At 55.8% G+C, this 13,522-nt stretch carries 12 protein-coding genes and 1 tRNA gene; 7 read left to right on the top strand and 6 right to left on the bottom strand.

Translation table 11 applies throughout. The features are described from left to right. Nucleotides 1-112 precede the first annotated feature (112 nt). Both SK53_RS01525 and rsuA read right to left on the bottom strand, forming a co-directional pair. On the bottom strand, nucleotides 113-1,312 hold the full coding sequence (locus SK53_RS01525) for a Bcr/CflA family multidrug efflux MFS transporter (protein WP_003859373.1): 1,200 nt from the start codon (nucleotides 1,310-1,312) through the stop codon (nucleotides 113-115). A gap of 15 nt (nucleotides 1,313-1,327) precedes the next feature. Further along, entirely contained in the window at nucleotides 1,328-2,035 is a 708-nt protein-coding gene (gene rsuA, locus SK53_RS01520; protein ID WP_003859374.1) for a 16S rRNA pseudouridine(516) synthase RsuA, read from the bottom strand. Between the two features lie 151 nt (nucleotides 2,036-2,186). Here rsuA and SK53_RS01515 point away from each other — a divergent pair, with 151 nt between their 5' ends. Beyond that, the gene (locus tag SK53_RS01515) at nucleotides 2,187-3,947 is read left to right on the top strand and encodes a DEAD/DEAH box helicase (protein ID WP_048208332.1); all 1,761 of its coding nucleotides are present in this window, start codon (nucleotides 2,187-2,189) and stop codon (nucleotides 3,945-3,947) included. Nucleotides 3,948-4,072: 125 nt separating this feature from the next. Beyond that, nucleotides 4,073-4,357, top strand: coding sequence for a 50S ribosomal protein L25 (gene rplY / locus SK53_RS01510; protein WP_003859376.1), 285 nt, complete (start codon nucleotides 4,073-4,075; stop codon nucleotides 4,355-4,357). Between the two features lie 51 nt (nucleotides 4,358-4,408). On the opposite strand, the gene yejK is transcribed toward rplY, so the two are convergent. Beyond that, nucleotides 4,409-5,416, bottom strand: coding sequence for a nucleoid-associated protein YejK (gene yejK / locus SK53_RS01505; RefSeq protein ID WP_017383403.1), 1,008 nt, complete (start codon nucleotides 5,414-5,416; stop codon nucleotides 4,409-4,411). A gap of 134 nt (nucleotides 5,417-5,550) precedes the next feature. On the opposite strand from yejK, the gene SK53_RS01500 reads away from it, so the two are divergent. The 3 genes from SK53_RS01500 to SK53_RS01490 all read left to right on the top strand — a co-directional run bounded on the left by SK53_RS01500 (nucleotide 5,551) and on the right by SK53_RS01490 (nucleotide 7,708). Next, nucleotides 5,551-5,778: a YejL family protein gene (locus SK53_RS01500; RefSeq protein ID WP_001135586.1), complete on the top strand. Its 228-nt coding sequence runs from the start codon at nucleotides 5,551-5,553 to the stop codon at nucleotides 5,776-5,778. Nucleotides 5,779-5,797: 19 nt separating this feature from the next. Continuing rightward, a complete protein-coding gene (yejM, locus tag SK53_RS01495) occupies nucleotides 5,798-7,558 on the top strand; it encodes an LPS biosynthesis-modulating metalloenzyme YejM (protein WP_003859380.1) in 1,761 nt (586 codons plus the stop codon). Between the two features lie 73 nt (nucleotides 7,559-7,631). Next, a tRNA-Pro gene (locus SK53_RS01490) sits at nucleotides 7,632-7,708 on the top strand. Between the two features lie 66 nt (nucleotides 7,709-7,774). Here SK53_RS01490 and SK53_RS01485 read toward each other — a convergent pair. Next, a complete protein-coding gene (locus SK53_RS01485; protein ID WP_006811332.1) occupies nucleotides 7,775-8,035 on the bottom strand; it encodes a DUF2534 family protein in 261 nt (86 codons plus the stop codon). A 202-nt stretch (nucleotides 8,036-8,237) separates the two neighbouring features. Here SK53_RS01485 and eco point away from each other — a divergent pair, with 202 nt between their 5' ends. Further along, the gene (gene eco, locus SK53_RS01480; protein ID WP_047653827.1) at nucleotides 8,238-8,747 is read left to right on the top strand and encodes a serine protease inhibitor ecotin; all 510 of its coding nucleotides are present in this window, start codon (nucleotides 8,238-8,240) and stop codon (nucleotides 8,745-8,747) included. Nucleotides 8,748-8,881: 134 nt separating this feature from the next. Here eco and mqo read toward each other — a convergent pair whose 3' ends face one another. Beyond that, a complete protein-coding gene (mqo, locus tag SK53_RS01475; protein WP_003859385.1) occupies nucleotides 8,882-10,531 on the bottom strand; it encodes a malate dehydrogenase (quinone) in 1,650 nt (549 codons plus the stop codon). Between the two features lie 187 nt (nucleotides 10,532-10,718). Here mqo and SK53_RS01470 point away from each other — a divergent pair, with 187 nt between their 5' ends. Beyond that, nucleotides 10,719-12,014 (top strand): SulP family inorganic anion transporter, encoded by a 1,296-nt coding sequence (locus SK53_RS01470; protein WP_032610259.1) that lies wholly within the window; start codon nucleotides 10,719-10,721, stop codon nucleotides 12,012-12,014. Here SK53_RS01470 and mgtE read toward each other — a convergent pair. Then, a complete protein-coding gene (mgtE, locus tag SK53_RS01465) occupies nucleotides 11,977-13,413 on the bottom strand; it encodes a magnesium transporter (protein WP_006811337.1) in 1,437 nt (478 codons plus the stop codon). The two genes, SK53_RS01470 and mgtE, sit on opposite strands and share 38 nt — an antisense overlap. Nucleotides 13,414-13,522: the final 109 nt, after the last annotated feature.

Genomic DNA, 13,522 nt, shown 5'->3' with positions numbered 1-13,522 from the left:
ATGTGACTTTTTACATAAATAGATTTTACATAAAAGAAACAAACACAGGGTAAACGAACGTAGGGTTGGTTGATATGGGTCAACAAAAAGGCCCGTATCGGGCCTTAAGTGGTTATTTATGCGCCGTCTTTCGCGGCCGGCTGGCGTAAAGATAAAAAAGAATGGAGCAGGTCGCGCAGAGGGCAATCGCCCACAGCATCGGCCAGGCGGTATTAAACGTTGCCGTCGAGAGCAGCGCCCCGACTATCGCGCCTATCCCGAAACGGAACGTTCCTGCCAGCGACGAGGCGGTGCCCGCCATATGCGGGAATTCGTCGAGGATCACCGCCATCGCGTTGGATGAAACCATCGACACGCAGCCGACAAACGCCGCCACGCCCACCACCAGCGCCCAGAAACCGACGCCCAGCAACGCGCTCAATACCAGCCAGATAGCCATCACGAACTGGATCCACAGCCCGGCGCGGAACATATTCAGCGCCCCAACCCGCCGGACAAAGCGGCTGTTGATAATGGTCATCACAAACAGGAACACAATATTCAGCGCGAAGTAGTAACCAAAATGCTGGGGTGACACATGGTTCAGTTCGATGTACACAAACGGCCCCGCACTCAGGAACGAGAACATTCCGGCAAAGCTGAAGCCGCTGGCAAGCATATAACTGAGCACACGCTTATGGCGAAACAGCGAGGCAAAGTTGCCAAGCGTGGTGCGAACGTGGAACTTCTGACGTCGCTCGACCGGCAGCGTTTCATCGATAAAGACGAAGATCATCACCGAGGCCAGCAGCGCGGCAATCGCCAGGATCCAGAAAATCGCATGCCAGCTGAACCAAACCAGCACCGCCCCGCCCACCATGGGGGCGACCAGCGGCGCAATTGTCGTGACCAGCATGACGAACGACATCATGCGTGAGAACTCTTCCTTCGGGTAGACGTCGCGCATCAGCGCGTTAATTACCACGCTTGCCGCAGCCGCCGCCAGGCCATGGAAGAAACGCATCACAATCAGCTGATCGATACTCTGCGCCAGCGCGCAGGCCACCGCCGCCGCGGCAAATATCAATGTCCCCCCCAGAATAACTGGTTTACGCCCCAGGCTGTCGGCCATTGGGCCATAAAAGAGCTGACCGAGGGCAAAACCAAGAATGTAGGTGCTGAGCGTCATCTGCGCGCTGCCTGCCGGTACGCCAAACTGCGCGGAAATCACCGGCAGCGCGGGCAGATACATATCGATAGACAGCGGCATCAGCATGGCCAGCAGGCCAAGGATAAATACAATTTTAAACGACGAGTGTGGCCTGGTGGTCACTGAGTTCTCCTGAATTTAGCGTGAAGGCAGCCCGACGCTGGCAATCTCTTCTTCCGTCAGCGGGCGATATTCCCCTGGCGCCAGGTCTGGATCGAGTTCAATCGCGCCGATACGTTCACGATGCAGCCCCACAACGTGGTTGCCCACGGCGGCAAACATCCGTTTCACCTGGTGATAGCGGCCTTCACTGATGGTCAGGCGCACGTCAGTTGGAGTGATGATTTCCAGCACCGCCGGTTTGGTCAGATCTTTTTCATTATGCAGCTGAACGCCTTTTGCGAACTGCTCTGCCGTGTCATCCGAGACCGGAGACTCAAGCGTCACCCGATAGGTTTTCTCACAGTGATGGCGCGGGGAGGTGATGCGATGCGACCACTGGCCGTCATCGGTCATCAGCACCAGGCCGGTGGTATCAATATCCAGTCGCCCTGCCGCATGCAGCTTGTGCGCCACAGGTTCGTCGAGGAAGTAGAGCACCGTCGGGTGATCCGGATCGTCCGTTGAACAGACGTAACCTTCCGGTTTGTTGAGCATGAAGTAGCGCGGGCCATTCTGCTGGGTCAGCGGGTTGCCGTCATACTCCACCTGGTGCTCAGGCTGGAGTTTAAAAGCGCTGTCTTTCACAATGTCGCCGTCCACGGTTACGCGGCTGGCGCGAATTTCACGCCCGGCAATAGCGCGGCTTACGCCGAGTTGCTGAGCGATAAACTTATCAAGTCGCATGAAATCTTTTTAGCCTTAATGGTGCTGGAAGTCGGACTACGCGTCCGAAAAAGAAGCAGTCAGAAACAGTTCAGTATAATGGTCTGGTTGCGCCACTCAAGGGAAAAAGTTTCGTGGCATACTATATGCGAGTTAACTGAATAGAGAAGCCATGACGTTCACATTACGCCCCTATCAGCAGGAAGCCGTTGATGCCACCCTCGCCTGGTTTCGCAAGCATCGGGAGCCCGCCGCCATCGTACTCCCGACCGGAGCCGGCAAAAGCCTGGTGATTGCCGAACTGGCGCGCCTGGCCCGCGGACGCGTGCTGGTGCTGGCGCATGTCAAAGAGCTGGTGGCGCAAAACCACGCCAAATATTGCGCGCTCGGCCTGGAGGCCGACATTTTTGCCGCCGGACTGAAGCGCAAAGAGAGCCACGGAAAAGTGGTGTTTGGCAGCGTACAATCCGTTGCGCGCAACCTGGAACTGTTTCGCAGCGAGTTTTCCCTGCTGATTGTCGATGAGTGTCACCGCATCAGCGATGACGACGACAGCCAGTATCAGCAAATCCTCACTCATCTGAAAAAGGTGAATCCTCACCTCCGTCTGCTTGGCCTCACCGCCACGCCGTTTCGTCTGGGCAAGGGCTGGATTTATCAGTTTCATTATCACGGCATGGTGCGTGGCGATGAAAAGGCCCTGTTCCGCGACTGTATCTATGAGCTTCCGCTGCGCTACATGATCAAGCACGGCTACCTGACGCCGCCGGAGCGGCTGGATATGCCCGTCGTTCAGTACGATTTCAGCCGCTTACAGGCGCAGAGCAACGGGCTGTTCAGCGAGGCAGATCTTAACCATGAGCTGAAAAAACAGAAGCGGATCACGCCCCATATCATCAGCCAGATTGAAGAGTTCGCACAAACGCGCAAAGGGGTGATGATTTTTGCTGCCACTGTCGAACACGCGCGCGAAATTACGGGGCTGCTGGCCGCCGACGACGCGGCGTTAATTACCGGTGAAACCCCCGGCCCGGAGCGCGACAGCCTGATTGAGGCCTTCAAAGCTCAGCGGTTCCGCTATCTGGTGAATGTCTCCGTACTAACCACCGGCTTTGACGCCCCGCACGTCGACCTGATTGCGATTCTTCGCCCGACGGAATCCGTCAGCCTGTATCAGCAGATTGTCGGCCGCGGGCTGCGCCTGGCGCCGGGCAAAACCGACTGTCTGATCCTTGATTACGCCGGTAACCCGCACGATCTCTATTCGCCGGAAGTCGGCACGCCAAAAGGCAAGAGCGACAACGTGCCCGTTCAGGTTTTTTGCCCTGCCTGCGGGTTTGCCAACACCTTCTGGGGGAAAACCACCGCCGACGGCACGCTGATCGAACATTTTGGCCGCCGCTGTCAGGGCTGGTTTGAAGACGATGAAGGCCATCGCGAACAGTGTGATTTCCGCTTCCGCTTCAAAAACTGCCCGCAGTGCAATGCCGAAAACGACATTGCCGCCCGCCGCTGCCGGGAGTGCGACACGGTCCTGGTCGACCCGGACGACATGCTGAAAGCAGCGCTGAAGCTGAAAGATGCGCTGGTGCTACGCTGTTCCGGCATGGTTTTACAGCCGGGCGCGGATGAAAAAGGCGAGTGGCTAAAAATCACCTATTACGACGAGGATGGCGCAGACGTCAGCGAGCGGTTCCGGGTCCAGACGTCCGCCCAGCGCACCGCGTTCGAGCAGCTCTTTATCCGCCCGCATACCCGCACGCCTGGCGTACCGCTGCGCTGGCTAACCGTTGCCGATATCGTGCGCCAGCAGGCGTTGCTGCGGCATCCTGATTTTGTTGTCGCCCGCAAAAAAGGGCAGTTCTGGCAGGTACGTGAGAAGGTCTTTGACTATGAAGGACGCTTTCGCCGGGCAAACGAATTGCGCGGTTAACGGGACTTTTCGTTGATGCGCGAGCCATTTGAGTATAAAATGCCGCCCGCTTCACATCCGTGAGGCAGAACACTCACCTGCTGCTGGGTCGCCTGTAGTAGGGTTTTAAATACAGAGAGAAATCAATGTTCACTATCGAAGCAGAAGTACGTAACGTGCAGGGTAAGGGTGCGAGCCGCCGCCTGCGTACCGCAAACAAGTTCCCGGCTATCGTTTACGGTGGCGAAGCTGCTCCAGTTGCTATTGAACTGGATCACGACAAAGTATGGAACATGCAGACCAAAGCTGAGTTCTACAGCGAAGTTCTGACCATCGTTGTTGGCGGTAAAGAAGAAAAAGTGAAAGTTCAGGCTGTTCAGCGTCACGCGTTCAAGCCAAAACTGACTCACATCGACTTCGTTCGCGCGTAATCGCAAACCTGTCGAGAAAAACCCCGCGTTTGCGGGGTTTTTTTATGGCTGTTACTTACCGCCTGAAGTGCGACGCTGAAGCTGGTCGCGCAGATTCGGCGGCGTGCCCTTAATGGTCAGCGTGTCGGTGGCCGGGTCCCAGAAGATACGTTCCCCGAGCAGCATGGCATCAAAGTTAATGGTTAACCCACCGCCGCTACCGGCAAATTTCGTCAGCTGACGCAGCGTACTGCGATCCGCCGGGAAGCTCTCTTCCAACTCATAGCCTTTTTCCGCGGTAAATTCCTGGAAGCTGACTTCGCTGACGCCTGCCAGCTCTTTGGACAGCGACTCCAGCTCAATCTCTTCCCCGGCCTGTAACTGCTCGTTGCAGTAGCTGTAAACCTGCTGACGCACGTTTTGACGCTCAGATTTATCAAGCTGCGCCTCAGCCGTAAAGTCATCCACCGCCTGGAGGAGACCTTTGTTCTGCGCTTTGGCATTCAGCCCTTCGCTGGCGCCGAGGAAGTCCATAAAGAAATCGGCCACTTTGCGGCCCACGCGACCTTTAAGGAAGGTCAGGTAGCGCGTCGATTCCGGGTTGGTTTCCCATTCGGTTAAATCGATACGCGCCACAATATCCGCATGGTTGATATCCAGGTAGTGCGTTGAGCTGATATCCAGCTGCTCGTTCACGCGCATGCTGCTTAAGTTATTCAGCACGGTGACCAGCAGATACTCTACCGCCAGATAGCGGTAGTGGCAGAACAGGACGATACCGCCATCGGCGAAGGGATATTTCGCCAGCTCGTCACGCAGACGGCCAGTAGCAGCGCGGCTGAATGCCAGGAAATCCTCTTCGCCCTGACGTTGCAGGCGCAGGCTATCCGCCAGTTCGCTCTCTTCGCTGAACAAGCCATAGGCTTTATTTTTCGCGCTGTAGACGCGATGCAACTCCGCCATCATCTCGACAACGGTAGGCGTTGGTTCCAGTAACGAATCGCGCAGCACCACTTCAAGGGTTTGCTCATCACGCTTGATAAGCTGGTGCAAGGCAATCTGGTTGATTTCCAGACTCATGATAAACTCTCCTTTTAGACCGGGCGGTATTCAACCACCACCAACGCATGTGTGCAACAGAAGATAAAAAAGGGGAAAAAAAGCTGTTGCTACGGTAATATGTCGCCCTTCTCCCAACAAACTGATTTTGATTTATGCCACAACATTCCCGCTACAGTGACGAACACGTTGAACAACTGCTCAGTGAGCTGGTCAACGTACTGGAAAAACATAAAACGCCAACCGATCTCTCCCTGATGGTTTTGGGAAATATGGTTACCAACCTGATCAATACCAGCGTTGCTCCGGCTCAGCGTCAGGCGATCGCCAAATCTTTCGCCCAGGCTTTGCAGTCCTCCGTTAGCGACGACCAGGCACACTAAGGGAAACGAACAACAGTTTATGGTGACGAATCGTCAGCGCTACCGTGAAAAAGTCTCCCAGATGGTCAGCTGGGGGCACTGGTTTGCCCTGTTCAACATTCTGTTGGCGATGGTGCTCGGCTGCCGTTATCTGTTTGTGGCGGACTGGCCAACCACATTAACCGGGCGCGTCTACTCGTGGATGAGCCTTGTGGGTCACTTTAGCTTTCTGGTCTTCGCCACCTATCTGCTGATCCTGTTCCCACTGACGTTTATCGTCATGTCGCAGCGGCTGATGCGCTTCCTGTCTGCCATTCTTGCAACGGCGGGCATGACGCTGTTGCTGATCGACAGCGAAGTCTTTACCCGATTCCACCTGCACCTGAATCCTGTCGTCTGGGAGCTGGTGATTAACCCGGATCAGAACGAGACCGCGCGCGACTGGCAGCTGATGTTTATCAGCGTGCCGATTATCCTGCTGATCGAAATGCTGTTCGCCACGTGGAGCTGGCAAAAACTCCGCAGTCTGACCCGACGCCGCCATTATGCGAAGCCCGTCGCGGCGCTCTTTTTCGCCTCATTTATCGGTTCGCACCTGATGTATATCTGGGCAGATGCGAACTTCTACCGCCCGATTACCATGCAGCGCGCAAACCTGCCGCTCTCCTATCCGATGACGGCGCGTCGTTTCCTCGAAAAACACGGCCTGCTGGACGCGCAGGAGTATCAGCGTCGTCTGGTCGAACAGGGTAATCCGGAAGCGGTCAGCGTGCAGTATCCCCTGAGCGATCTGAAATATCGCGACATGGGGCGCGGTCAGAACGTGCTGCTGATTACCGTCGATGGCCTGAACTATTCCCGCTATGAGAAGCAGATGCCAGCGCTGGCTGAATTCGCTGAGAACAATATCGTATTCACTCAGCATATGAGCTCCGGTAATTCGACCGACGCGGGTATTTTCGGCCTGTTCTATGGCATTTCACCGAGCTATATGGACGGCGTGCTGTCGGCCCGTATTCCGGCGGCATTGATTACCGGGCTTAATCAGCAGGGCTACCAGCTGGGGCTGTTCGCCTCTGATGGTTTCAACAGCTCGCTGTACCGCCAGGCGCTGCTGTCTGATTTCTCACTGCCCGCCGCGCAGAGCCAGTCTGACGATCGGACCGCTGACCAGTGGATAGACTGGCTGAAGCGCTATGCGCAGGAAGATAACCGCTGGTTCTCCTGGGTTGCGTTTAACGGCACAACGCTTGATGACAGCAATCAGAAAGGCTTCGCGCGCCGCTATAGCCGTGCGGCGGGCGATGTTGATGCGCAGATCGGCCGCGTGCTGACCGCCCTGCGCGACGCGGGCAAGCTGGATAATACGGTCGTGATTATCACGGCGGGGCATGGCGTGCCGCTCGGCGACGAGGCGAAGGGCATGGAGTGGTCGCGTCCGAACCTGCATGTTCCCCTGGTGATCCACTGGCCGGGCACTCCCGCGCAGCGCATCAACATGCTGACCGACCATAAAGACGTCATGACCACGTTAATGCAGCGGCTGCTGCACGTCAGCACACCGGCAATTGAGTACTCGCAGGGCCAAGACCTCTTTAGCGCCACGCGGCGTCATAACTGGGTCACGGCTGCTGGCGGAAACACGCTGGTGGTGACCACACCGACGTTGTCCCTGGTGTTGAACAGCAACGGCAATTACCAGACGTATAGCCTCGAAGGTGAGAAGCTGAAAGACCAGAAACCGCAGCTCAGTTTGCTGTTGCAGGTGCTGACAGACGAGAAGCGCTTTATCGCTAACTGATTATTTATGAATCAGTTAGCGTTGCTTGCCCCTTGCATTCAAAAAGGAATAGAGTAGTATTCCTTTTATGCGTCGGCACGTAGCGCAGCCTGGTAGCGCACCGTCATGGGGTGTCGGGGGTCGGAGGTTCAAATCCTCTCGTGCCGACCAAAACTACACAAAAAAACCAGCCGCTTATGGCTGGTTTTTTATTGCCTGTCTCCGCATGCGCAATGCTTAGTGTTTTTCACGCCCACCGAGAAAGAAAATCCCCAGCGGAATCGCCAGCAGCACGGTGAACACCAAGCTGTAAACAAAGATCATCGCCGATTGCAGGACAAACATGCTGGTTGTCCAGGCAGAGAGCGGGATGTTGTACTGCTCAATCACACCGACAATGGTTGCTCGCCCCACGCATGCAGCAGCAATCATAAACACAACCAGTAACGCCAGCAGGAACTTGCGGCCTTCAGGTGTCTTCAGTTTTTCCCGTACCATCTCTCCTCCCTTTACAGATAAATAACAATAATTAACGCGTAAAATAACACGATCGCCGCACCGACTCCACTACAGCATTAAACACCAATAAAAGAACACAAAAGCAGTGCATTACTCCGTTTAAAATGAAAATGTTAGTAAATTACGCCAACCATTCACGTATATTATGTTAGTCTTTCCAGGATCGTTTTAACAAAAAGGAATGATAGTGAAAAACGCACCTAAATTTGCCATCGCCCTCATCGCCGCTGCGTGCGCCAGCAGCAGTGCTTTCGCCAGCGAAACCCAGAAAGAGCAGCCGCTGGAAAAAGTTGCTCCGTATCCGCAAGCGGACAAAGGGATGAAGCGCCAGGTTATTCAGCTCCCGGCTCAGCAGGATGAAGCAAATTTCAAAGTTGAGCTGTTAATCGGCCAGACGCTGGAAGTGGACTGCAACCAGCATCGCCTGGGCGGCCAGCTGGAAAGCAAAACGCTGGAAGGCTGGGGCTATGACTACTATGTCTTCGACAAAGTAACCTCGCCAGTCTCCACCATGATGGCGTGCCCGGACGGCAAGAAAGAGAAGAAATTTATTACCGCGTATCTGGGCGATAACAGTCTGCTGCGCTATAACAGCAAGCTGCCGATCGTCGTATATACGCCGGAAAACGTGGATGTGAAATATCGCGTATGGAAGGCGGATGAGACGGTAGGACAAGCGGTAGTTCGTTAAAAATAAGTCGGGTGGCGCTCACGCTTACCCGACCTGGAAAGGGTGCGTTCTGGCGCCCTCACCCCAACCCTCTCCCACCGGGAGAGGGTGAAAACACTAAAAACGGTAACGGATGTTACCGTTTTGCGTTTACCTTACAGCGCGATATCCGCTACCGGCTTGCTTTCCGCCTGAGGCTTCAGCTCTGCCTTTGGCGCAGCATCCGCAGCCTGCGGTTTGACGTATTGCAGTTGCAGAACGCGGCTGGTGTATTCCAGCTCTTGTTCCGTGGCCTCAACGTTACCGTTCAGCTTCGTACCGTAGGATGGAATAATGGTTTTCAGCTTCGCCTGCCATTCCGGGCTGGATACTTTGTCTTTAAACACTTTTTCCATCAGGTGCAGCATGATTGGCGCAGCGGTAGACGCCCCCGGAGATGCCCCCAGCAGCGCGGCAATGGTGCCATCCTTATCGCTTACCACTTCGGTACCCAGACGCAGCACGCCGCCCTCTTTCGGATCGCGTTTGATGATCTGCACACGCTGACCTGCCTGCCACAGACGCCAGTCTTCTTTCTTCGCCTGCGGATAGTACTCTTTCAGCGCCTCGAAGCGTTCTTCATCAGAGAGCATCACCTGGCTAATCAGGTATTTCACCAGATCGAAGTTATCCAGCCCCACGTCCATCATTGGCTTGACGTTTGACGTTGTGGTCGCGCTCAACAGATCCCACAGGGAACCGTTTTTCAGGAACTTGGTGGAGAATGTGGCGAACGGCCCGAACAGCACTACACGCTTACCGTCCAGCATGCGGGTGTCGATATGCGGAACGGACATCGGTGGTGCGCCCACAGAGGCCTGACCGTACACTTTCGCCAGATGACGGTTAACCACTTCCGGGTTTTCCGACACCAGGAACTGGCCGCCAACCGGGAAGCCCGCGTAGTCGTCCGCTTCCGGAATACCGGACTCCTGCAACAGTTTCAGCGCCGCGCCGCCCGCACCGATAAACACGAACTTCGCCTTAATCACATGCTCGGCTTCGTTGTTTTTCAGATCGGCAACGGTCACGCTCCAGCTGTTATCCGCATTGCGCTTGAAACCACGCACTTCGGAGCTGAGTTGCAGGTTAAAGTTCTCTTTTTTCTTCAGAGAGGCCACCAGCTGACGGGTGATTTCACCGTAGTTAACGTCAGTACCAATTTCAGTGCGGGTCGCCGCCACTTTCTGGTTCGGATCGCGGCCTTCCATGACCAGCGGCGCCCACTCTTTGATTTGAGCGTGATCTTCAGAGTATTTCATCCCGCGGAAAAGCGTGCTCTGTTGCAGGGCAGCGTAGCGCGCGCGCAGGAAGTTGACGTTTTGATCGCCCCACACAAAGCTCATGTGCGGTACGGTGTTGATGAAGGAGTGCGGATTGTGCAACACACCGCTGTTCACCTGGTGAGACCAGAACTGACGTGAGATCTGGAACGCTTCGTTGATCTCTACCGCCTTCTCGATACTAATGGAACCGTCCTTTTTCTGCGGCGTATAGTTCAGTTCCATGAGTGCCGAGTGCCCCGTCCCGGCGTTGTTCCAGCCGTTAGAGCTTTCCTGTGCCACGCCATCGAGGCGCTCGACCATGGTCATGGACCAGTTCGGCTCTAATTCCTGAAGATACGTTCCCAGCGTGGCGCTCATGATGCCGCCACCAATTAAAAGGACATCCGTTTCCTGCTCTTTTGGTGCGTCAGCCTTCGCCGCCAGCGAGACGGCGTTCAGCCCCACGGCCAGAGAAAAGAGCACGGCAGTCATTTTTTTCATCATTTATGCCTTAGTTGAATAGTGCTTGATGCGTGGAAATTACAGGTGAAACACGCTGCGGTGGCACGGTAGCAACTTTTAAATATTGTTTAAAGGTTACGAAATTATTGTAATTGTGAAATTTAATGATGGATTGTTTGTAGGGTTTTGGCAGACAGGCTGGCACCCGACGATTTTCCTGGCTATGATGCTGCACTTTGTGATCGCGCGCACGGAAGCCTGCCCCTACCAGCGAATTGTTATGTCATTACCCCACTCGTCTGTACCTCAAGAAGGCCATGTCGCCACTGTTTTACGTTCGCCTCACCGTCTGATGCGCGAAACCCTGGCCGGTGTGATTACCGCGCTGGCGCTGATCCCGGAAGTGATTTCGTTTTCCGTGGTCGCGGGCGTGGATCCGAAAGTGAGTCTTATCGCCTCCGTGGTGCTCTGTTTCGCCCTTTCCCTGCTCGGCGGGCGTCCGGCCATGGTGACGGCGGCGGCAGGTTCCGTCGCGCTGGTGATTGGCCCGATGGTCCATCAACACGGCGTACAGTACATTCTGCCCGCGGTGGTGATGGCAGGCATGATTCAGATCCTGTTCGGCGCGCTGGGTATGGCGCGGCTGATGCGCTTTATTCCCCAGTCGGTGATGACCGGGTTTGTTAACGCCCTTGGCATCTTGATTTTCTTTGCCCAGGTGCCCCATTTCTGGAGCCGAAGCCCGCTGATTGTGGGCCTGTTCGTGCTGACGCTGCTGATTGTGCTGTGGGTGCCACGCTATATCAAAAGCGTGCCCTCCCCGCTGATTGCCATTGTGCTGCTGACTTTGTTCACCGTCACCAGCGGGCAAATTCTGCCGACGGTAGGGGATGAAGGCTCCATGAGCGGCGGTTTGCCGGGCTTTACGCAACTGCTGGTGCCGCTCAATCTGGAAACCCTGAGCATTATCTGGCCGTGCGCGCTAAGTATCGCTTTCGTTGGCCTGCTGGAATCCTTGCTGACGGCAAAACTGGTGGATGAACTGACCGCGACCCCCTCCAGTAAGCGTCGCGAGAGCATCGGTCTGGGCGTGGGGAATATTATGGCCGGGTTCTACGGTGGCATTGCGGGCTGCGCGATGATTGGGCAGACCATCGTAAACGTGGAGATGGGGAAAGGCAGAAGCCGTATCTCCACCCTTGCGGCGGGTATCGTACTGCTGGTGCTGGTTACGGCGCTCAGCGAGGTGATGGCCAAAATCCCGATGGCGGTACTGGCGGGTATTATGGCCATTGTGGCCGTCAAGACCTTTAGCTGGCATAGCGTTCAGCCCGGAACGCTGAAAAACGCGCCGGTGGCTGAAACCGTCGTGATGCTGGTGACGGTTGTGGCAACGGTTTACACCGGCAACCTGGCGATTGGCGTGCTGGGCGGGATTGTGATGATGTTCATCCTCCCTGCCCGACTTAAGCAAAAAGCACTGGCTACAGAAGAAAAATCGTCGCCAGTCCAAGAAAAATAAAGAAACCGCCGGTATCGGTAATGGCGGTGATCATCACGCTCGACCCCACCGCGGGGTCGCGCCCCAGCCGGGTCATCGTCAATGGGATAATCACGCCCATCATCGCCGCCACCAGCAGGTTCAGCACCATCGCCAGCATCATGACCCCGCCCAGCGCCATATCATCGTACAGCCACCAGGTAATGCCGCCCATGATGCCGCCCCAGACCAGGCCGTTAATCAGCGCGACGCCCATCTCCCTGAAAATCAGCCACGAAAAATTACCCGGCTGAATGTTTTCCAGCGCCAGGGCGCGAACGATCATGGTGATAGTCTGGTTGCCGGTGTTCCCGCCGATCCCCGCCACAATCGGCATCAGCGACGCCAGGGCCACCAGCTGGGAAATGGTATGTTCGAAGCCGTCAATAACGCGGGACGCCACGAACGCGGTGCATAAATTGATGGCGAGCCACGCCCAGCGGGTTTTGACGGCCTTGCCGACGGAGGCATGAACATCGTCTTCGGCACTGATCCCGCCAAGGGCACGCAGGTCGTTATCGGTCTCTTCATAGACCACGTCAACGATCTCATCGATGGTCAGACGCCCCATCAGCTTGCCCACCGAATCCACCACCGCCGCGCTCACCAGGTCATCACGTTCGAAAGTACGCGCCGCTTTTTCGGCATCGTCTTCCGGCGAGAAGACCATCGGCTCGGTTTCCATGACCTCACTCACCCGCTGCTGGGTGCTGTTCAGCAGGATCGTTTTCAGCTCCAGCTCCCCGAGCAGGGTTTTATCCCGCGAGGTGACGAACAGTTTATCGGTGTTGTCCGGCATACTGCCCAGGCGACGAAGATAGCGCTGCACCGTCCCCAGGGTGACGTCCGGACGCACGGTGATGACGCCAAACTCCATGATCGCGCCGACGCTGTTTTTCTCGTAGTGCATCACCTGACGCACGCGCGCCCGCTCTTCGGCAGGCAGGGAAGCCAGCAGGCGTCCGGTCAGGTTGCGCGGAAGATGCTGAACGAGGTAAATCTGCTCATCGATATCCAGCGTTTGCAGTGCGTCAAGAATGTCCCGGTCGCTCATCTCATCGATAAGGTCATCCCAGACGTTTTCCGAGGCTTCCAGCAGCACCTGACCGCGCTCGTGATCCTGCACCAGCCGCCACAGGGCGTGGCGCTCCTCGGAAGGCAATGCCTCCAGGGTGTCCGCCAGATCCGGAGGTGGTAAATGTGCAACCAGCGCACCTACCTCAGCAATATCGTCGGCCAGCGTGCCGACATCATATTGCTCAGCCAGGGTTAGCTTACCCAATAACGTTGACGTGACCGCTTTATCGGTCGTCAGGAGCCAGATGAGCCGCGCACGCTCCTGGTCACGCTGCCTGGCGCTGTTTTTCTTTAATACCGACATCAATCATAAATCCATTAAATGAGTTGGCGTTAAGCATAGCGCGGGGATATGTAAATAAGAATAAACGGCGGGTCGGGATGGAGAAAAAAACGGCATATATGAAAAAATT

Origin of the sequence: Enterobacter sp. MGH119, from assembly GCF_001037675.1 — a bacterium.
In the GTDB taxonomy this organism is placed as follows: domain Bacteria; phylum Pseudomonadota; class Gammaproteobacteria; order Enterobacterales; family Enterobacteriaceae; genus Enterobacter; species Enterobacter hormaechei_C.
The sequence above is the reverse complement of the archived record's forward strand: the minus strand, read 5'-3'. Positions and strand labels throughout refer to the sequence as shown.

Excerpts from the sequence above, each read along its gene's own strand:
- rsuA (WP_003859374.1), bottom strand. The coding sequence starts at position 2,035 with ATGCGACTTGATAAGTTTATCGCTCAGCAACTCGGCGTAAGCCGCGCT.
- SK53_RS01515 (WP_048208332.1), top strand. The coding sequence starts at position 2,187 with ATGACGTTCACATTACGCCCCTATCAGCAGGAAGCCGTTGATGCCACC.
- rplY (WP_003859376.1), top strand. The coding sequence starts at position 4,073 with ATGTTCACTATCGAAGCAGAAGTACGTAACGTGCAGGGTAAGGGTGCG.
- yejK (WP_017383403.1), bottom strand. The coding sequence starts at position 5,416 with ATGAGTCTGGAAATCAACCAGATTGCCTTGCACCAGCTTATCAAGCGT.
- SK53_RS01500 (WP_001135586.1), top strand. The coding sequence starts at position 5,551 with ATGCCACAACATTCCCGCTACAGTGACGAACACGTTGAACAACTGCTC.
- yejM (WP_003859380.1), top strand. The coding sequence starts at position 5,798 with ATGGTGACGAATCGTCAGCGCTACCGTGAAAAAGTCTCCCAGATGGTC.
- SK53_RS01485 (WP_006811332.1), bottom strand. The coding sequence starts at position 8,035 with ATGGTACGGGAAAAACTGAAGACACCTGAAGGCCGCAAGTTCCTGCTG.
- eco (WP_047653827.1), top strand. The coding sequence starts at position 8,238 with ATGATAGTGAAAAACGCACCTAAATTTGCCATCGCCCTCATCGCCGCT.
- mqo (WP_003859385.1), bottom strand. The coding sequence starts at position 10,531 with ATGAAAAAAATGACTGCCGTGCTCTTTTCTCTGGCCGTGGGGCTGAAC.
- SK53_RS01470 (WP_032610259.1), top strand. The coding sequence starts at position 10,719 with ATGCTGCACTTTGTGATCGCGCGCACGGAAGCCTGCCCCTACCAGCGA.
- mgtE (WP_006811337.1), bottom strand. The coding sequence starts at position 13,413 with ATGTCGGTATTAAAGAAAAACAGCGCCAGGCAGCGTGACCAGGAGCGT.